Origin of the sequence: Marilutibacter chinensis, assembly GCF_021725675.1 — a bacterium.
Classification (GTDB): Bacteria; Pseudomonadota; Gammaproteobacteria; order Xanthomonadales; family Xanthomonadaceae; genus Marilutibacter; species Marilutibacter chinensis.
On sequence record NZ_JAKJPO010000022.1, the window covers coordinates 1 to 20,142 of the forward strand.

Consider the following 20,142-nt stretch of genomic DNA (forward strand, 5'->3'; position numbering starts at 1 on the left):
TGATGCGCGAGTCGCCGCAGCTCGCCGAGCGGATCGTCGCACGCTGGATCGGCGGTGCCGCACGTTACGCGTCGGCCTGAGCAGGCGCAGGAATCCGCTCTGGATCGATAGAATGGCAGGCCGAAAAAGCCACTCGGCCGAGTTCGCCGCCCGGTTCATCTCCCAACCCAAGGCCGAATTTTCCAGTTCTGCTCGGGCCTAACGCGGGGAGGAGGTCAGCCTGTTAAACCGGAAGGATCATTCCGCGCTTGTAGCTGACATACTCGCTCCGGTTCACCAGCATCCACGCTAGCTGCCGCAAATGCTCGAGGGTCGAGGTATCGACCTTGAGCCGGCGCATGATGGATTTGGTCCAGCGCAATTCATCGGGGTCGAAATCCCGATCGATATGCCCATCGCGCACTGCCATTTCAAAGAGCGCCGAACCGGGAAATGGCACCACGGCAAAGAAGAGGGCATAGTCCAGGCCCTCTTCGACGTTGCGCTTGGCCATTGTGATCGTGTCGAAAATCTCATCGATCGATTCATCCGGATAGCCGATCATGTAGTTCCCGGAGACGCGGATTCCGCGATCATTGAAGGCGCGAATCAGTTTCGCCGTATTGGTATCGGCGATTCGCCACTTGGCCGACGCGTAACGGTCTAGGATGCGTTGCGAGGCCGACTCGAATGGAAGTGCGAGCGCGGTGAAACCTGCTTCGGCCAACACGTCTATAAGCTCATGATCGACCTGTTGCTCCTGGGTACCCTGCCTGCCGCGATGGAGATGGCAAAGATTGATGCCGTTGACGTCAAGAAGCTTGAACCCGAGGTCGCGTACCATACGGAAGATGTCCAATGCGCGGCGCTTCTTCGCGAAGAGGCTGTCGTCCTCAATGAAGATGTACTCGACGCCAATGCTCTTGAGAGCCTCGAACTCGCGGTATGTCCGGTCTACGGATTTCATCCGGAAGGCGCCGACATGACCATATTCGGAGCCCGACTGTTCACGCGAGATATGGCAGTACTCACACCGGAAAGGGCAGCCGCGTGAGGTTTGAAGGGATGCGTACCTGATCGTCTGCCCTTCCGGGAAATTTCCGCCATGTGGTCGCGATATAGCCCAGTACTGCTGCATGGGCAACATATCCCACGCGGGCATCGGCAGTTCGTCGAGGTTCTGCAGGACTTGGCCGACGGGATTGCTTCGCTCTCGGCCGTCTTGATCTAGAAACATGATGCCTGGCACCGCCGAGAGGGGCACGCGTCCCTGAAGCGCTTCTGCGATGCGTACGATGGTGGTTTCGGCCTCGGAAATCGCTATCAGATCCGCACCGGCGGCGAAGAAACGTCTGCGCATGCTTCTTGCGTTCACTCCACCGGCAAGGATCAGCTTGTTCGGGTAGCAATTTCGGATCTGGGCGATCAGATCCAGGCATGGCGTGGTCTGTGGCGTAAAAATGGAAGTCAAACCGATGACGTCGTAATCCTCGATGGCTCGTAGTATCGCCTCCGCGGGCATCCCGATACGTCGCAAACCGTTCGGCTGAACCGTGACATTGAAGAAGCTGTCCTCCAATGGCGAGCCATCGGCGCCCACCGTGCAGTCAAGCACCGAAACCTCGTAACCGGCGTCGCGAAGCGCGCCGGCGAGGTAAGCGAGACTCAGCGAGCCATCGGGCTTCGCAACTTCGTTCTGAGCGAACTGGAGCGGAGGATAAAGAAGCAGAAAACGGGGGGATTTGCAGCGAGCCCTTACAATCTTCTGTTCTGCTGCAATTTCCACCATGGCGGTTCACATGCCCTGTTTCTTCCAATTCATCTACACTGTACCAGCTCACTCTTCGTGTCAAGTGGAAAGCGGCGGTTTCTAGCTTCTGCAAGAGGCGCAAAGAGCGCCCTATCACAGCGCCCGCGCTTACGCTTACTTCCGATGATCAGGGCCCGGGTCGGTCGCGTACCGGGTGGATCGTGTCGACCCGCATTTGCGCACATTGGCGTGCAAGTACGGTTGGCTTCGGCATCCTAACCGAGCATCCCGTCGTCCGCGCAACACGCATTGATGCCCTCAAGACCCGGGCCACTATAACCCTTGGCGTGTGTGGGACAGCCGTGAATGATTCGTGGCGACAGAAACCGCCTACTCTCGACAAAGGAACTGGAACGGTCCGGTTTGAAGCGGGCGGGCTGCGGAGGCTTTATTAGCGAGCCACGGCTCTGCGTGCCGACTGCATCGCGGCCGACGGCGTGTCGCTTCCCTGCTGACCACCGCCCTCCGGCACTCAAGCCCACAGAACTGGGGAATGGTCACAGCCGATCCAGCTACTTTCTTCAAGCGTAGCCGGACCGCTGTCCACCGCTACTGAGCCATTCGATATCCTTTTCCGGCAGCCTCATCTTACCTTTATGTAGCGACATGAGGAAGTTTTGACAGATCGCCGGCAAGAAGCTGCTGTACCTGAAGCTGTCTCCTCCGAGGAGGAGGTAAAGCTTTTCGAATGAATCGATGTCTGTCCATTCACTCTTTCCGTCGAACAGTATACGAGGGATATCGTTGGGATCCGAAGTTATAAACTCCTCATGAATCGTCACCCGCTTGGGGATACCGTCTTGCCGCGATGGGTGGACCTGCCTGAAACGCCTTCTCCTGAGTCCATCCCTGAAATTCAGCGCATAACGGAAATACTCGTTGCCGACACCGTTCTCCGCCGGCCATTTCAACTCTAGGAATACACTCATCAGCAGCAGATTCCGATAGATCGCCTTGTATCTGCTTTCCTTGGGCGCGCCACTCGTGAGTGCCTTCATCCAGCCGATCTCGCCTATGAAGACGTCGGTCTTCACGAATGCAGGGCTCGCATGCATCCTGAAGAACGGCGTCGCGAAATGGAACTGCCGAAACTTGTCGCGGATGACGTACTCGCCAATGTTCCTACTTTCAAGATATGCATCCAGCGCTGTCCAGAAGCACCCCCCACGCGCAAGTTTTAGGTGGGATGCGAGTTGGTTTCTGCCGATCGCAATATCTAGATCGTTGAGGTAGGGCACCTCGCGGTTTCCAACGACTACATATTCGAAGTCGTTGAACCCGAGAAGCTCCATGGCATCGGCGGCTGCAGTATTCAAGGCTCGATTCGGGAGGGGTGCAAAGTCAATTCCGACGAACATGATCGATATTCTCTTCGCCCACTGGGGTTTCGATGCCAAACGTGCAACTGTAGCCAATACTACCGCCGGGTAGCATAACGCGTGCGCCTCGATACTCCGGTCACATCACCTATGCACTGCCATAAGGTCTGCCGCCGGCCCCGGAGGCCTGCATCGAATGTTTCTATAGACTATGCGGCAGCGGGTAGCTCAATGTCCATCCGCTCAACGATCCGAATTTCGAGCGATCAGCGATACCTGCGTGTGCCGCTACGACGGCAGACGTCTGTATGGATAGGCGTGGACAAGTCGTTCCGGGCCCCTGCAGTCGTTCACGTGAACAGCGAACGACTTGGCGCCCGAGGTGTGTGGCGGCTGGTACCTTGTCGATCATCCGGTCGAGTCCATCGAACCGACGTTGAGCGGTTCCCGGCGAAGGTCCGGCAGGCAGGCCTCGCCATGAGTGCCGTGTTCAAGCGCCAGTTCGAGCGGCGAAGAGGTTGGCCGACGAGGTGACCATGCTCCAGTCGCGTCAACAGACGCAGTTGTGATGCATACTGCCCGCCAATCCGCGGCCACCGCCGCACCGGGCCGATCGCTCTGTCCATGCAGCGACCTTCGACCCCGATTGATCAGGATTGAGTTCCGAGCCAGCATTGGCAGGTCGGTTGGAGGAAGAGCGTTTGAGCAACGATACTAATACCGTAGGAAACATCATTGTTCTCGTTCTGGGAATGGCGCGCAGCGGATCGTCGGCGACGGCGCGGGTGATGTCGTTGTGCGGCGGCAGGTTACCCCTATCGCTGTTGCCGCCCAATCGGTGGAACCCTTCCGGCTATTGGGAGCCCTCCACCACGGTGCGGGCGAATGCTCGTTACCTCAGGGACAGCGGTTCGAGTTTCTTCGATACGCAGCTCGTTCAGGACGCTCCCGAAAGCGCATCGATCGATCGGGCTTTCGTTGTAGAGCTCGCCGAGCTGCTTCGGAGTTACAAGGACACGACCGCGGGTGCTCCGTTAATCTTGAAGGATCCGAGGATTGGCGTCTTGCTGCCTTTCTGGTTGGAGGCCATGGCGCATGCGGGCCTGTCGCCCCGCATCGTCATACCCGTAAGGCATCCAAACGAGGTGATCTCCTCACTCCACGCATGGAAGGGGGTGCCCCATGCCCATGCTGCCGAGCTCTGGCTGAAGTACAACCTGCTGACGGAACGCCACTCGCGGCACCTTCCGCGCACCTTCGTCAGCTATTCGAGGCTGTTAACGGACTGGCGACGAGAGATCTTGTCAATCGCCGGAACGTTGGGTTTGCCCTTAGCTCCAAGCGATGACGTCGACCGGTTCCTCGACCCGAGCCTCCGTCACATGATCAGCGACGAAGACGCGATATCGATCGATCTTCCCTGGCTTGGCGACGTCTATCGAACGATGTCATCAGAGTGCCAAGGCGGCCAGCTCGACGTCGAGCTTCTCGATGCCGCCTTTTCGGATCTGAGCCGTGCCCAAGCTATGGGTAGACGTCCTCCGCGCAGGTCGTTCGGCACCGATTTCGGCCTCGCAACTTGATCTCAGGCCGGGCGAGAAGCCGCGAGGCGAGACGCACGTCGATGGAGCCGCCGCTCGCGAAGGTCGACAGTGGCACAGGCGAGATCACGCCCATCGTGCGTCGGCCGGATCCGTCTTTACGGCTGGCCACGCAGGTAAAGATCATCGTGAGCCGGGCATACCTGCGTGCGCGTCGTAGTGATCTCGCCATCGCCTCCTCGAGGACTTCGCATCGCTCCGGGCTCTTCCGTCGCTTCCGGCTCGGACATCCGCTCGCAAGGAATAATCCTCATGCCTGGTGGCAAGTTGCTAGAAATGGCGGGAATCAGCCGTGGCGAGGCGTTGGGGCTTCGGCGTGTGCCATGCATCGTGACCCGCTTGCCTGCCAAAGATGGCCTGGAAAGCGCGGCCGGTTATCGTATGGGTCGTCCGTCGCGAGTATCGCCGTGATGCTGTGGCGTAGTCGTCGACGGCCCAACCGGATCAGTTGCTTCGTGCTTTGGCGATCTGCGCATCGAGGCGGCTGTCTTCCTCCTGGCGCAGCCGGTGCAGAGTTTCCTCGTCCACCATGCGCCCATCAAACATGAAGACCTTGCGCTGTGCGAAGTCGGCATAGCGCGGGTCGTGCGTGACCATGCAGATCGTGGATCCTGCCTTGTGCAGCTCCTCTAGCAGCACCATCACCGCTTCGCCGTTCCTGGAGTCAAGGTTACCGGTGGGCTCGTCCGCCAGCAGGATGGAGGGCGAGCCGACCAGGGCACGGGCAACGGCGACGCGCTGCTGCTGGCCGCCCGAAAGCTGCGCTGGGTAGTGTGAGAGACGATGCGCCATGCCGACCTTCTCTAGGACGTTCAGCACTTTGTCGCGACGTTCGGCCTTGCTAATGCCATCACGGTAGGTAAGCGGCAACTCGACGTTCTCGAACACGGTAAGATCGCCGATCAGATTGAAGGACTGGAAGATGAATCCGACCTCTTGGTTGCGGATGCGGGCACGTTCATCGGTAGCGATGTCGCCAACCGCCATGTCGTTGAGGAAATACTGGCCGCCGGTAGGCGTGTCAAGCAGCCCCAGAATCGAGAGCAAGGTCGATTTCCCGCAGCCGGACGGCCCGGAGATGGACACGTACTCGCCGTGCTCCAACGCAAAATGGACGTTGGAGAGCGCGTGGGTTTCGACATCGTCGGTGTAGAACACCTTGGCGATGTCCATCATGAGGACGAGCGGATTTTTCTCCGTCATGGGTCTGCTCTCCGTACGTGGGCTTGGCTCCTGTCAGGAGCGAGAGGGAAGGTTCAATCGATGCGGAGGCGGTCGTACTTGTCCCACTGCGACGTATCGGAAACTACGATCTGGTCGCCGGATTGCAGTCCTTGCCGAACCTCGATCAGGTTCATCGAAGCGCGCCCGAACTGCACCGAAACCCGCTGCGCGATTCCGGTTTTCGGATCGACCTTGAAGAGGCGCAGTTCAGAGTCGGGCTGGGCATAAGCGGGGCGTCCGACATAGAGCACGTCGGGCAGGCGCTCGATGCGGATCGTACCGTCCACGGAAAGGTCTGGGCGCGCGCCCGGCGGCAGGGCACCGATCAGGTCGACATCGACCAGCACTGTGCCAGTCTGCACAGCAGGGTCGAGGCGGATCACACGGCCGGACACCAAGCCGTTGCGCGTATCTATGCTCACTTCTTGGCCTTCGCGCACATCGGTGATCTGCGTCTCAGGGATGCGCAACACGGCCATCAATATGTCAGGACGCGCCACGCGTGCCAGGTTCGCTCCGGCGGCGATTTGCTGCCCTTCCTCCACCGGCACCTGCTGCAGCACGCCGGAGATGCCAGCGCGCACCTTCAGCGCGTCGAACTGGCGAGCGCGCAAGTCGGCAGTATTGCGTAGCTGTTCGATGCGCGCATCCTGTGCGGATTGCTGGGCCAGCATGGTCTGCATGAACTTGGCGGCGCGTTCCTTCTCGATGCCGACCCGCACCTTGAGCTGGTCAGAGGCGATCTGGTTGCGGCGATACTGGAGCTTCGAAATGATGCCGGTGGCGGCGAGTTCGGCCTCCGCTTCGGTCTGCATGCGCGCCAATTCATATTGGGCTTCGACATCGGCGAGTTTGGTCCTTTGATCGAGAAGCTGGCTTTCCATGGTCGCCCGCTGTGCCGCCATGTCTGCTTCGGCAGCGATGAGCTCAGAGTGCGCCACCAACTGCGCTTCGGCGACCTCGGGATTGCTCATCTCTAGGATGACGCTATCGGGCCGCACCACAGATCCTGGCTTCAGGACAATGCGTTCGACGCGTGCCGGCGTCTCTGCCGCGATCCACCGGATCTCCTTGGGCACCAGCAGGCCCGGCCCGCGGACTTCGCGCAGCATTTCACCGCGCTTGACGCTGTCTAACCAGAGATTCTCGCGTCCGACCTTGAACGCAGCGGGATCAAGCGTAATAGATACACCTAGTACGGTGAGTGCAAGCGCAATGCCTGCGGCAGCAAAGATGATCCGGCGACGACGCCTTTTCTTGGCAAAGTTGGGTCTTTTAATATCCATGTGATGTTCTGGACCTCACAATCTTGTGAACGTTACCATGATCATGGCCTTGGCACATACTCGGCAACCGACCAGTCGTCACTGAAGAATCAAGAAACACAGTTTGATTGCGATAGCCTGACACAGGCTGTCGGGCGCATCAGCGCTGGCCCGGCACGCGGGAAGCGTCCCGTTGTATTCGCTCCATAGGCTTTGTAGACTGACTTCATCTGATGACTGAGGCTGGATCCAGAGTTGCTTCAGGGTTCTAACCGGCTAATCGCTTGGGCGTGAGCTTCATCATCTCTGCCTTCCGGGCGCACGGGCAATGCATTCGAGATGCTCGATGACGAATTGGCGCACTGTACGGTCTTTGAAGAGGGCTCCGGTTTTCGCGATCGCGATGATCCTGACCCTTTTACTAGGCATCGGCTCGGTGGGCGCCATGTTTACCGTCGTCTACGGAGTGCTACTCGCCCCCTTGCCGTACGCTGAGCCGGATCGCTTGGTGGGTGTCGGCCTCCAGGTGGCCGATCAGCCACTGAGTCAGGCGCCGGGATTCTATTCCACCTACGAGCGCACGGCGCGGAGCCTGGACGACGTCGGTCTCTACAAGGCCGGCACTGCGAACGTCAGGACTAGCAGCGAGAGCGACGATGTAGAAAATGTCGCGACCTCGTGGGTGACCGCGTCGACGATGCGCCTGCTTCGCGTCCGCCCCTTGCTCGGCCGTTGGTTCACCTCCGAAGAGGAGGTCCGCGGCGGCCCCAATGTGGCGATTATCGGCGAGTCGGAATGGAGGTCGCGCTTCGGCTCCGCGGTTGACATCGTCGGAAAGACGCTGATTGTGAACGACGCGCCCCGCGTGATCGTCGGCGTCATGCCGGAGCACTTCGCGTTCCCTACGGCGGCCATACGCATCTGGCTTCCGATCAAGGAGAATGACGACGGCTCCGTTGGGAGCTTTTCGTATGCGGGTGTCGCGCGACTCGCCCCTGGAGTCACTGCAGCGCAGGCACAAGCCGAGCTCGGAAGCCTCTTGCCGAGGGTGGCAGAGTTGTACCCGCGTCTTCAATCCGGCGGCTCGACAGCGAGGTGGCTCGAAGACATGAAGCCGATGCCGGTCGTGCTGCCATTGCGCGATGAGCTGGTAGACAGGATCGCGCAGACGCTATGGCTGCTCGCTGCAGCGGCAGGGCTCGTTCTTCTCGTCGCTTGGGCGAACGCCTCCAATCTGATGCTGGCGCGTGCCGATGCCAGTCTGCTGGAAGTCGGAGTGCGTCAGGCGCTGGGCGCAAGCCGCCTGCGAATTGCAACCCACTTCCTTGGGGAGTCGACGCTGCTCGGCGCGATATCCGCAGTACTTGCGCTGATGGCATCGTATGGCGCCGTGAGAGCGCTCGTGGTTTTCGGGCCCGCCGATGTGCCGCGGTTGGAGGAACTCGAGATCGGTCTGACGACGGTCAGCCTCATCGCGCTCGTCGCGATCGTCGGGATGATCATATGCATGGCGGTCCCTGCAGCGCGGCTCCTGCAGGGCGGAATGCACCGGAATCTGCAGGACGGCACGCGCGGTCATTCAACGGGAAAGGCGCGGCAACGGCTCCGGACGGCCATCAGCGCACTCCAAATAGCTGTGGCTCTCGCAGTCTCGATCTGGTCCGCCCTGCTATTCCGCACCGCACTCCAAATCTACCAGACGCAACCTGGATTCGATGCCGCTGAGGTGACCACTGCCCGCATCCTGCTTCCGCTCGCACGCTATCGTGATTCCAGCACGGTGGCTTTCTATGCCCGCCTGGCCGAGCAGACGGCCCAGGTGCCCTCCGTTCGCTCCGTAGGACTGGTGGCGCAACTGCCGCTCGGAGGGGGCCATACCCTGCAGCAGGATTTCCAAATCGAGGGACGGCGGGCGCCTGTTTCTCTGCCGGTGAACATCGTCGGCAATGGGTACTTCGGAGCGATGAGAATCCCTGTCATCGCTGGCCGCGATTTCCGGCCCTTAGAGTCAGAGCAAAGCCGGGACATCATCATCAGCCGAAGCGCGGCCGGGATCCTTTTCGGGGATGGTAATGGGACGGCGGCCATCGGGAAGTCGTTGATGCTCGCGCCCAACGGACCGGCCTATACGGTCGTCGGCGTAGTCGGCGATGTACGCAACCGCGATCTGACGATACCCGCTTCCGCAATGCTGTACCGGCCTCAGATCGTACCGCTAGACCCCGACGCGGAGCCCGGTCCGCGGCCGTCAATGGTGCTCGTGGTGAGGTCGAGCGGTTCTTCTGGCGAGATCGTCTCAGCCATCCGGAAGATTGTGCGTGGGCTCGACCCTGCCGTTCCCATTTTCGATGTCAGATCGATGGATGACGTGGTCCGTGCTTCAACGGCCCGATTGTCGCTCAGTCTTGCGCTCATCACGGTTGCGGCCGCAGTCACCTCTTTGCTTGGTGGGATTGGACTGTATGCGCTGATGAGCTATATGGTTTCGCTCCGAACCCGTGAGTTCGGCGTCCGGATAGCTCTAGGCGCGGATCCTGGGCGGATTACCCGATTAGTTGTTGTCCGCGGACTGGTGCTGACCGTATGCGGCGTCGGCGTGGGATTCGCCCTGCATGCGTCCGCAGCACCGTTTTTCCGGGCGTTCCTCTATGGCGTAAAGGTCACAGACCCCCTCGCCCTTGCTGTCGCGACGCTGATGATTGTCGCCACCGCGGCCGTGGCAATCTGGATTCCCGCAAAGCGGGCTGCAAGTATCGACCCCGCGGAGGCATTGAGGTCGGAATAGCGATGTCGAACGTCCTCGGCCGGTCAGATCCAGGTCCATGGCGATCCAATCCGTTAATCTCAACGCTGCACGGCAATGTGATCACGCGGCACTGCAGCGGCCGGGATCGAGTGGCGACGCAGAGATTTTCCAGGGGGCACGACATGTCCGGCCCGCCGCTCGCATCGCCGCCGTCTGTTGCACGCGCTGAAGTTGTCCGTACGCAGGCCGTGCGCCCATTGCAGACGCGGACTGGCCGGAAAGGGAAGGGCGCGCCGGTCAAGAAGGTCGTCGAGCGATAAAGGTCAGCGGCGTTCGGAGGGGCAACCAGGGTCGAAGTGGCCGCACTGGAGTATGCGGACCGATTGGATCGCCGCGGCCGACAGGAGGCGTTTCTTCGGCGCGGGCCGAAGTGGCGTGCTCCCGAACAAGTGGTCCATGGAATTGCCAGCAAGGGTGGCTTCTCGAAGCCGCAGAGCGCAGCGCGGCCGAGATGCCAAAATGTTTTGCCGGCCGGCGACCGCCGCCGGAACGGTTCCCGTTGCCGCATGGCATAGGCTTGACGCTGGAGCGTGCCGATGCGCGGTCAGTGCGGAATTTCCAGTCCGGGTGTGACGGAAGGAGATGGCGATAGGCGGCACTGCTGCTAAATTGGCCTGCGTTACCGGAGTGGGAGGGATGAAGGAAAGTACTGATCTGCGGGAGAGGCGGGCTACATCGGCAGCTACATGGCGATTTTGACCTCCTCCCTGTAATTCGGACCAGCCAGAAGTAGAGAATTCGGCGACACTCAGGCCCGAAGGAGGCCCGTCGCCCTGAAGAAGTCGAAGTTCACCGAGGAACAGATCGCGTTTGCCCTTAAGCAGGCCGAGAGCGGCACGACGGTCGAGGAGATCTGCCGCAAGATGGGTATCAGCCAAGCCACGTTCTACGCCTGGCGAAAGAAGTTCGGAGGGCTGGGAGTGGCCGGACTGCGACGGCTGCGGCAGCTCGAGGAGGAGAACCGCAAGCTCAAGCAGCTGGTCGCCGACCTGAGCCTGGACAAGGTCATGCTGCAGGACGTGCTGTCAAAAAAGCTCTGAGGCCCGCGCTTCGCCGCCCGGTTCATCTCCCAACCCAAGGCCGAATTTTCCAGTTCTGCTCGGGCCTAACGCGGGGAAGAGGTCAGAGGTCAGAGCATGGAGTGATCCGATTCGTCAGTGGCGGCAGCTTCAGCGTTGCTTCCTGCGTGGAGTGGTTGCATCGACCGGATTTGGCCGGCAGTATTCACAGGATGACGCGGTAGGGGCTGGAGAGCTACCAAGGCGTCTTCGGTCCCGGTGACGAACGCGGCTCACCATTTCCAGAGTCCAGATTTTCTGCGCATCTGGGCGGCTCCATCGAGGTCGATGATCCGTGTTCGGCAAGGAGGTCGGCCGCATGCAGCATGATAGGAAGCGCTTCCATCAGAAGCGCGGTAGAGTCCAGAGCCGAAGGGCGGTGCGCCACGTCTCGCGATCATCTTCCGACGGAGGGGCGCGGCATGGACCATCGTGTGTGATTGTTTCCGCGTGATTGGAGTGAAAGTGCGTCCAGTATCTTCGCCGGGCATGATACCGGTCTACTATTTCGAAGAAGAACGTCTCGCGGCGATGCTGAAGGAGCACGACGGGGTGTTCGTCCACAACCAGCCCTTTCCGCATATCGTCCTCGACGACTTCCTACCTCCGGAGATCATGCGCCGACTGATCGACGAGTTTCCGGGCGTCGAGGACATTCCCTGGAAGAACTGGGGCGCCGGACGCACCAGAGGAGGGCAGGAAGTTCAGGGGAGCAAGCTGGGACAGAGCGACGAGACATTCTTTCCTCCCTTCATCCGGCACTTCCTGGCGCAACTGAACTCGGCGACCTTCATAAGATTCATCGAGCGCCTTACGGGAATTTCCGGACTCATAACCGATCCGACCTACTCGGGCTGTGGTCTCCATTCCACCGGATCCGGCGGACGGCTGATGATTCATACGGATGCGAATCGCCATCCGCACAGCGGCGCGCATCTCCATCAGATCCTAAACCTCATTGTTTACCTGAACGAGGATTGGAAAGGCGACTGGGGCGGCGACCTGGAGCTCTGGACGACCGACCGTAAGCCGCATCGCAAGATCGCGCCGATAGCAAATCGCGCGGTCCTGTTCTTCACGGGTACCCGCTCGTTCCATGGACACCCGGAGCCCCTCACATGTCCGCCCGAGCGGCGGCGAAATTCGCTGGCTGTCTACTACTATACGTACAAGCGCGAGCAGAACGAGGACTACGAAGGAATGCAGCACGCTGCCCGGTGGGTTCCGACTACGGCCGAAGATCGTGCGACCGCGCGGGAGCTCGCCGACAGTGGCCGTGCCCAGCTCGCGGCGATGGTCGGCAGCAGGATCGAAATACCCACGACGGCCTTGCGCATGCCGCTGGAGCCTCAATGGGGCGACCGCTTGCTTGTAACCCTGTTGGACGGGGAGGGCTTCGAATCCACGACATGCGAAAAAGTGCCTGCGCCGCACTTCACTTCTGACGCGGCGGGTTCGAATCTCCGGGCGTTCGCCTCCATAACGCCGCTGACAGGTGAGCATGGGGGTGATCGCGAGGTAGTGGCGCTGCTCGCCGAAGACGGTGCAGTGCATCTGGCAAAGAAGGACGAGACCCGGACACATTTCATCGGCTACATCGCCGCGTTTCTGCGAGTCCTCGGCTGCGCCAATCGGTGAGACTAGAGAGTGTGGCGGTTGCAGGCGCGCGTGCAGATACGAAAGCGTGCTGGTATGGAGGTAACATCCCGACTCCAACCGATGGAAGTGACTCATGAAAAGGCTTGTGCTCGAAGAAGGCGGCAAGGTCAGTGGACCATGCCAAGCCCCGAACGGCTGCAGCTGGCGTGGTGCAGTGTTGGTATGATCGTGTTCGCAAGGCGCGCGTCGCCTGGTTGGGGAGCGCTGGCGCGCGACTACGCCGCGGGGGTGCCGGTCCCGCCGGCAAGATTTTTCCCCTTTCACGATCTGCGCTTCTCGCGCGAGATTCCGGACCTCATTGAGCGCTGGAACCGGCTTGCTGCCGTATCGTATTTCGAATGCCGCGCGCGATTGTGCGAGATCGCCGACAGCACCCTCGCGCGCGTCGATGGCGCGATCCGGATCGATTGGACGGAGGTGCCGGCCTTCTTGGCGAACCGCAGTGACGAACGTCTCCTGCTTTTCTACCACGACGACGACGACTGGTTCCACCCATCGCTGGAAAGGATGCTCGGCGGCATCGACATCTCAGCGGTCGATGCGGTGGTCTTTCCGTTTCTCCGCCTCGCCAGATCATTGACCACGTTTTCATTCCAGGGCGCTCCGACGGCAGCGGCAATCGGTCGTTGCGAGGTATTTCGGTATCGCTACTGCACCAACAACTACGGACTGACGGCCCGTGCCCTCGCGCGTTCGGTCGATTTGGTCGAACATACCCAGGCTTCGGAGACCGCGGAAGCGTTGGGTTTCGTTGACATGCAGGTCGACGCGGTGGTCAGTGCCACCAACAAGACGCCATGCTCCGCGAGCTGGCTCTTCCGTCTTCCGGGCAACAAGGCTGGCTTCGACCGGTACATAAGAGCCTATGTCGAGACGCTCGAGGGCATTTCGATTCCCACTGAATCGCGTTGGATCCAGTCGCCATTGCGTCAGACGATCGACTTGTTCGAATCGGTGGTCGGGTAGCCAACGGCCCGGCCACCGGGATAGTCGCTCCCGCGGGCGAGGCGAAGATGCCGCGTGTCGCGCGCCTGCCGTGTAGATGCGTGTGTGACGCGAAAGTGAGCCAGGCCCGCGCTCGTTGTGAGCATGGCAACGGGAATGACTGCGGAATGACGCAGAACCGGACCTATGCCGCCGCGATCACACGAGCCTCCCGTGAAAGCCGGTGGAATAACGAAGCGCGCCGCGCTCTATGCGCCGCGCTGGGCCTGTCGTCGCACGAGATCCTCGACCACATCGTGAGGGAAGCCCCCACGCAGACGCGAAGGAACATTGACGGGGCGGCGACCAGGCAGCAGCGCGCCAATCGACTCGGCCGCAGCTTCGACGCGCTGCATATAAACAGCCTTGTCGCCTCCCAGGAAAGCGAGCGCCCAGTCGTTGCCGAACCGCGTATGCAGCTCTTCATCCGCAGCGAAGAACATGAACATGTCGGCGGTCGGCACGTCGCCCGCCTTGCGGAACACGTTAGCCAGATTGCTTACCGAATCCAGCGCATTGCCTTCCTGCACCACCTGTTGGATGCACAGACGGTCGACGACATCGTCGCCCTGGCTCCAGTGGTTCCACAAGTTCTCGGAATAGCGCTTGGCACCCAGTTCGCCGCCGAGCTCCTGGTACCGCGCCAGCGCCACGAATGCATGACGCGCTTCGTCCCAGACTTGCCTGGCCATGTCGAGCTTGAATTTCAGTGGGGCATCGCGGAACAGTACGATGTTCATCGCGCATACCTCCGTGGCTGGAATCTCGATCTCGATGAATATCTCGTGGATGATATCGAGGCGCCCTTCTGGCGAGTGAATCCATTCGGCCCAATTTCCTCCCGGCTCGGTGCGCAGTTGTAGCCGTGACTCTCGGGCGGGGCGCGCCACGAGAGGCGGCAGGATCTCGTCGCTGCGATAGGCGACGTACACGGCATCGGCATCGAATGGCGCATCCGCGCCTGCATCGCCAAGACACGCTGTCGCGCTTTGCAGCAGCAGGCCGGTCGGTTCATCGATCGTGGCATGTGGCGAGTTCCGCAGCTCATGCAGGAGCTGCCCCAGCAGGACCGATAATCTCGCTCGCAAGGCCTTCGCGGCAGCGAGGATAGCGTCATCCTCATGCGCAGTCGCTGCCAGTGCACTGAAAAACTCCTCATCTTCGGCCCGGCCGTGCCACCCTTTCCCCCCCGCCAGCTCCGAAAGCCTTCGCTCAATGGATTCGAGCATGCGTGCATATGCCCCGATTTCCCGTCCCATTGCCATCTTGCCGTCGCAGGCGGCAACGGCCGGGAGCCATGCGCAGCAGAATTCGATGGAGCGCAGAAGGTTGTAGCCAAAGCAAGAGAGTGCAGCGGAAGATCGCTGTAGATTTCTCATCCTTGTTTTCCATGCCGATCCCGTCCGGCGGGAGCGGCGTATATACCAAGGCGGTAGCGAGGACGCCCAGCCATGCAGGAGGGGAGGAACCTGGCGATCAGGTGGTCTAGGAAAGGGGCGGTCGACATCTGGCCACCGCCGCAGCGGGCTGCTGCTCCGTGCACTGGAGCGCAGATTTGCGCGCTCCGCAGCACCCTCGGCCGGATGCGCAAAGAGAACGGCATGGGACTTCGCTCCATCAAGGCGAAGCGTCCGCGAGCGAACGCGCAGGTCGGGCGACATCGGCGACATCGGCGATGACGGTGATGTAGGACGGCACTACCGGCATGCGCTGGAAGTCGTGATCGAGGAACTTCATACCCGATACTGTCCCCGAATCGCGAAATCCGGCGAACTTGTACGCGATGTACATTTGGCGATTTCGGTCGGTGGGGGCGAAGGCGGCTCGGAGTCGAACGCCGCTTGCAGCAGCGCTATGAACGAGATGTCCGATCAGTGCCGTGCCGACGCCACAGGTGGCGACGCGGCAGGACATGATGAGCAGCAGGATGGTCCACAGGTCCGCGCTCTTCTCGACGACTGCCAAGCCGACGGTGCCGCTGCTGCCATAGCGATCGGCGAGCTTGACAGCCAGTACCAGGTGCGCCGGCGACCGCGACAACCCTTCGAGCTCTTCGCGGGAGTACGTGAGTCCGGTCGTGTTCAACTGATTGGTTCTAATCGTCAATTCTTCGGCACGTGCAAGATCCCCCCGGCCGATCGGGTGGATCGTCATCTGCATGCCGAGTGTTGCCAGAAACTCATCCCGCGTGCCGGAAAATCTCTGTCCCGCCTCGGTACGTTCCATTTCGGCACGGTAGATCAGGCGGCGCGAGCGCGCCTCGTCGGTAATACTGCGGGGCCGTAGAAATTCCTGCTCGAGAAGGTCGCTGATGTCCGCAGAATCGATGACCCTCACCTGAGGCAGAAAGTAGCGCACCTCGTCGCGTTCGACCACCTGGTCGTCGACGAAAGCCAGCGCATCGACGCCGATCCCCAGACAGCTCGCGATCGACCTGATAGATTCAGCCTTGCTGTTCCATGAAATATGCGGGAACAGTAGGTACTCCGATAATCCGAACGACTCAATCACCGGCCATGCGATATCGTAGTCGTTCTTGCTTGCGACCGACTGCAGGATGCCGCGTGCGTCGAGTTCGCGAACGATCTCCACGATGCCGGGCTTGAGGGATTTTCCCCCGCCTTCGAGCAGCACTCCGTCCCAGAGCGTTTCATCGAGATCCCATACTACGCATTTAACCAGCGCCTGCCGATGTGCGAGCTGAGGAGACAGCATGCGATCAGCTCCTGGAGTAGGGTCGTTGCATGGCGTATGAGGCGAGGGAGTTTTGAAGCACTTCCCGCGTGCCTTCAATGATTTCGAGCACCATAGCATCCCTCATGTACCGCTCCACCGGATAGTCCTGGCTGGTGCCGTTCGCGCCATGCAGTCGAACCGCGTCCGTGGCGGTCCGAACCGCCGCTTGTGCGGCATGGTACTTCGCCAGCGCGGTTTCCATCACGGCGCGTGGATTCCCGGTCGCGCGGAAAGACGCGGCGCGGCAGCACAGCGCATAGGAGGTGGTGTGCGCCACGAGCATGTTGGTCAGTTCTCGCCGGATCAATTGGTGCTCGGAGAGGAGTTGGCCGCTTTGGGATCGCTTGGATGCGTACGCCAGGCAGGCGTCCAGGCAGGCTCGGATGACGCCCGCTGCGCCCCATGCGACCGAGAACCGGCCGTGGTCCAGTGCGGCGTTCGCGACGAAGGAGATGCCCGCGCCGATCGGCCCTACGCGATGCGAGGTGGGAACCTCGACATCGAGAAGCCGAAGGCGAGCCAGCATTGAGCCCCGGGTGCCGATCACGTCCGGCATCGGCTCGATGACGACCCCGTCTCTCTCCCGTTCGATAACGAGCGCCATGGGCTTGTTGCCAAAGCGGGCGAAGACGAGATACAGATCGGCGATCAAACCGAATGTGGTCCAAACCTTCGTTCCGGAGACCACGTAGGATCCGGCGCTTTCTCGAGCTTCGGTGCGTATGGAACTGGCCGCGCTGCCGGCGTCTGGTTCGGTGAGGGCGAATGCGATCAGTTTCCGGCCCGTGCACAGATCGGGGAGCCATCGAGCCTGCTGTTCGCTGCTTCCAAAGCGCACCAGAGCCTGAGATGCCATGTTGTGCACTGTAAGCATGCTTCGGACCGACGAGCATGCCCTGCCGATCTCCTCGGTCACTAGCCCGTAGGCTAGGGAATCCATCTCTGAGCCGCCCCACTCCGCCGGCAGCGCCGCTCCGAGCCAGCCACCCTCGCGCACGCCTTCCAGAAGCGTTGCAGGCATTGCTCGATCCCGGTCGGTCCGATCGGCAAGCGGGCCGACGACGTCCGATGCGAATCGTCTTGCGTATTCGCGGGCGGTGAGCTGTGAGTCGCTAAGGCGTAGATCCACGGTCTTCCCTGCCGAGCTTCCTATGCACGAACGCACTCATCGCATCGATGGAGCAGAAGTTGTCGAGATCGAGCTCCTCGCCTTCGACTGCGATCTGGAACTCCTGTTCGATGAAGAGAACCAGCTGCATCGCGAACAACGAATCAACCAGGCCGAGCTTGAAGATATCCTTATGATCGGCAACATCCGAGCCGATTCGATCGGTCAAGTACCTCCCGATCCGCTGCTTAATTTCCATGAGCCCTATCTTTTCCTTGCGTGCCGTATTCGAAAAATCCGGAGCCGGATTTCCGGCCTAGTCTGCCTTCTTTTACCATGCGCCGAAGCAGAGGCGAAGCTTCGAACTTCTTGTCATCGCAATCGTCGAGCAATACGTCGAGCGTTCGGAGGATCGTATCGAGACCGATCAGATCCGCGGTGGCAAGAGGGCCCATCTTGTGCGAAAAGCAATGGACGAAGATGGCGTCCACGTCGGAGGCGCCGGCCACCCCCTCCTCGAGTACCGCGACCGCCTCGTTGATCATCAGCATCATCACCCGGTTGGATACGAATCCGGGATTGTCACGGACCAGGATGGCCTCTTTTCCGAGCTGGTCCAGCAGCGTCCTGGCAGATGCCACGGCAGAGGCCGAACTGTGTGAACCCACGATCAGTTCCACATATCGCTTTTGCGGGACAGGATTCATGAAATGCAGGCCGACGACACTGGCGGGGCGACCGGTGGTCGCGCCGATGCGCCCGACCCGGATCGCCGATGTGTTGGCGGCGAATACGCAGTCCGCGCGGCACGTCCGGTCGAGTTCACGATACACCGCCTCCTTGACATTCCAGTCCTCGGTGACGTTTTCGACGACGAAATCGACACATTCCATATGCCGGTAGTCGGTCGAGACGGCGATACGGGAAAGGATCTCCGCGTGGTCGGATCCACGCAAAACTGGATCGCTGAGCGCAGCAAAACGCAGCCCGTTGGCGACATCGGTCAGCGCATCAGACAGTATCGATTCGGCGACATCGATCAGCACGACGCGGTGCCCAGTCTGGGCGAGCGACTGGGCGACCCCACGGCCGATCACTCCCGCGCCTACGACGCCTACTTTGTGGATCCTCATGACATATTCTTTTGTGCGGGAGCGGGACGGTTCTAGCAGATGGGGTGACGACCAAGTGTACCGATTTGCGGGGGACGCGGTCGTCGATCGTCCTTTGTTCGGAGCCGGGCCGACGCAGCGCGGACGGCCTTCGGATGTCTCCCGAGGCAGTCCCGCACCCGCGAAACGTTGTCGCCATTCCTTCCGCGGACCCGTTTTGAGCTGCGGACGCATCCGGGGAAATCCTGGGGCCCGAAAGCGCATTATTCGAAGGGTCCTGCCGTCGCCGGCTTCCGCGGCCGTGTCGTGCGGGCCGATGGAGTGCGCTCCGCGTCGTCGGCCGCGACGATCCTGGCGGCCGGACCATGGCGCAGCGCGAGTGAAGAGTGCTCCAACGCCAGCCGGCCCTTCTTTATTTCCTCGAAGTCCTTCCTCCAGATGCGTCCGAGCTCCACGCGAGCAGGTGATCCGAGAGCGGTCTCCGGGGCGGTTGTGAGTGAACCTTCGCGTCTGCGGCGGATATACACGAATCGATCGATATTGATGATCCGGGCCAGGAAATGCGCACGCAACAGGTACTCCGTATCTCCACCGAACATCCGAATGGTCGAAAAACCGCCAATCCGCTGGACGGTGGCGGTCAAGGCCACCGTGGTGGGGAAAAGCTGCGGATGCTCCGCAACTTCGCGCAACGCGGCATTGACATCGAGAGGAAACCTGACGGGAATGACGGCGTGCTCGATCTCGTCCAGCCGGAGTTCGTGAGATCCCACGATGTCGGCCCCGCTTTCGATGCGCGCGGTCAGAAGTTCCGTTAGGCGCGACGGTAAGGAGAAGTCGTCGGAGTCTTGGAAAGCGAGGTACTCGGCCGAGGAGTTCATCGACAGGAACTGCCGTATGGCGTAGGGTCCCACGGGCGGATCTTCCGCCTTGAACAGGCGAACGCGCCGTCCTGCGCGGACGGGCCGCCAGTCGGAAGACTCGTCGAGGCAGACCGAGGCACGGCAGTCCAACGACTGCGAGCAGACGCCCGAAAGACAGACATCGAGATGAGCGTTCGATCCCCTGTGAGGGATGATAAACTCGACCTCCGGATAGCCGAGGTCGCGCTCGATTGCATCGACCCCGTTGTAGATGCGGATTTCCGGGACATCCGTATGCCCGGAAAGGGCGTGCCGCACCACCCGATAGCATGCATCGGTCCGATCGCCAACTGCCGCGGGGAACGATCGGACCCATGCGCCGCTGGCAATGAACGACCGGGTGGGTGGATCGCGCCGCACGCGATCCTTCGGCGGGGGCACCGGCGCGACGAAGATGGAAAGCATGTCGGATCGCTGGGCGTGGCGCTCGACGATCGCGGCGTCGACAAGCGATCGGACGTCATCCTCGATGTGCCAGAAGCATTCGATTCCATTTGACGTGAGGGCGGACAGCAGTTCGTCGGGGGCGGGGGCGGCAGAGGATGTCGTCATCGATGG

14 protein-coding genes and 1 pseudogene are annotated in these 20,142 nt (G+C 61.0%); 5 read left to right on the forward strand and 10 right to left on the reverse strand.

The genetic code is table 11. From position 1 onward, the window contains the following. Positions 1 to 223 precede the first annotated feature (223 nt). Both L3V18_RS18455 and L3V18_RS18460 read right to left on the reverse strand, forming a co-directional pair. A complete protein-coding gene (locus tag L3V18_RS18455; protein ID WP_237056870.1) occupies positions 224 to 1,768 on the reverse strand; it encodes a B12-binding domain-containing radical SAM protein in 1,545 nt (514 codons plus the stop codon). A gap of 542 nt (positions 1,769 to 2,310) precedes the next feature. Continuing rightward, positions 2,311 to 3,147, reverse strand: a complete 837-nt coding sequence (locus L3V18_RS18460; protein WP_237056872.1) for a hypothetical protein — start codon at positions 3,145 to 3,147, stop codon at positions 2,311 to 2,313. Between the two features lie 662 nt (positions 3,148 to 3,809). Between L3V18_RS18460 and L3V18_RS18465 the strand changes: the two genes are divergently transcribed. Then, positions 3,810 to 4,691 carry a sulfotransferase family protein gene (locus L3V18_RS18465; protein ID WP_237056874.1) on the forward strand — a complete coding sequence of 294 codons (882 nt, stop codon included), beginning with the start codon at positions 3,810 to 3,812 and terminating at the stop codon, positions 4,689 to 4,691. Between the two features lie 462 nt (positions 4,692 to 5,153). On the opposite strand, the gene L3V18_RS18470 is transcribed toward L3V18_RS18465, so the two are convergent. Further along, on the reverse strand, positions 5,154 to 5,912 hold the full coding sequence (locus tag L3V18_RS18470) for an ABC transporter ATP-binding protein (protein ID WP_237056876.1): 759 nt from the start codon (positions 5,910 to 5,912) through the stop codon (positions 5,154 to 5,156). A 53-nt stretch (positions 5,913 to 5,965) separates the two neighbouring features. Beyond that, positions 5,966 to 7,219, reverse strand: coding sequence for an efflux RND transporter periplasmic adaptor subunit (locus L3V18_RS18475; protein WP_237056878.1), 1,254 nt, complete (start codon positions 7,217 to 7,219; stop codon positions 5,966 to 5,968). A gap of 325 nt (positions 7,220 to 7,544) precedes the next feature. On the opposite strand from L3V18_RS18475, the gene L3V18_RS18480 reads away from it, so the two are divergent. The 4 genes and pseudogenes from L3V18_RS18480 to L3V18_RS18495 all read left to right on the forward strand — a co-directional run bounded on the left by L3V18_RS18480 (position 7,545) and on the right by L3V18_RS18495 (position 13,687). Continuing rightward, entirely contained in the window at positions 7,545 to 9,983 is a 2,439-nt protein-coding gene (locus L3V18_RS18480) for an ABC transporter permease (RefSeq protein WP_255784115.1), read from the forward strand. 794 nt (positions 9,984 to 10,777) lie between these two features. Further along, positions 10,778 to 11,041, forward strand: a pseudogene (gene tnpA / locus L3V18_RS18485) (IS66 family insertion sequence element accessory protein TnpA); the annotation flags it as partial. Between the two features lie 486 nt (positions 11,042 to 11,527). Beyond that, positions 11,528 to 12,700, forward strand: a complete 1,173-nt coding sequence (locus tag L3V18_RS18490; RefSeq protein WP_237056881.1) for a 2OG-Fe(II) oxygenase — start codon at positions 11,528 to 11,530, stop codon at positions 12,698 to 12,700. Between the two features lie 138 nt (positions 12,701 to 12,838). Next, positions 12,839 to 13,687: a hypothetical protein gene (locus L3V18_RS18495; RefSeq protein ID WP_237056882.1), complete on the forward strand. Its 849-nt coding sequence runs from the start codon at positions 12,839 to 12,841 to the stop codon at positions 13,685 to 13,687. Positions 13,688 to 13,914: 227 nt separating this feature from the next. Here the strand turns inward: L3V18_RS18495 and L3V18_RS18500 are convergent, their stop codons facing one another. From L3V18_RS18500 to L3V18_RS18525, 6 genes are all read right to left on the reverse strand, one after another. Continuing rightward, positions 13,915 to 15,084 (reverse strand): ferritin-like domain-containing protein, encoded by a 1,170-nt coding sequence (locus L3V18_RS18500; RefSeq protein ID WP_237056883.1) that lies wholly within the window; start codon positions 15,082 to 15,084, stop codon positions 13,915 to 13,917. A 238-nt stretch (positions 15,085 to 15,322) separates the two neighbouring features. Next, positions 15,323 to 16,420, reverse strand: a complete 1,098-nt coding sequence (locus tag L3V18_RS18505; RefSeq protein ID WP_237056884.1) for an HAD-IIIC family phosphatase — start codon at positions 16,418 to 16,420, stop codon at positions 15,323 to 15,325. Positions 16,421 to 16,424: 4 nt separating this feature from the next. Then, a complete protein-coding gene (locus L3V18_RS19360) occupies positions 16,425 to 17,606 on the reverse strand; it encodes an acyl-CoA dehydrogenase family protein (RefSeq protein WP_343226360.1) in 1,182 nt (393 codons plus the stop codon). Beyond that, positions 17,554 to 17,808 carry an acyl carrier protein gene (locus L3V18_RS19285; protein WP_255784117.1) on the reverse strand — a complete coding sequence of 85 codons (255 nt, stop codon included), beginning with the start codon at positions 17,806 to 17,808 and terminating at the stop codon, positions 17,554 to 17,556. Before L3V18_RS19285 ends, L3V18_RS19360 begins: the two co-directional genes overlap by 53 nt. After that, positions 17,798 to 18,682 carry a 3-hydroxyacyl-CoA dehydrogenase family protein gene (locus tag L3V18_RS18520; RefSeq protein WP_237056886.1) on the reverse strand — a complete coding sequence of 295 codons (885 nt, stop codon included), beginning with the start codon at positions 18,680 to 18,682 and terminating at the stop codon, positions 17,798 to 17,800. Before L3V18_RS18520 ends, L3V18_RS19285 begins: the two co-directional genes overlap by 11 nt. Positions 18,683 to 18,924: 242 nt before the next feature. After that, on the reverse strand, positions 18,925 to 20,136 hold the full coding sequence (locus L3V18_RS18525; RefSeq protein ID WP_237056887.1) for a glycosyltransferase family protein: 1,212 nt from the start codon (positions 20,134 to 20,136) through the stop codon (positions 18,925 to 18,927). Between the last annotated feature and the right edge of the window lie 6 nt (positions 20,137 to 20,142).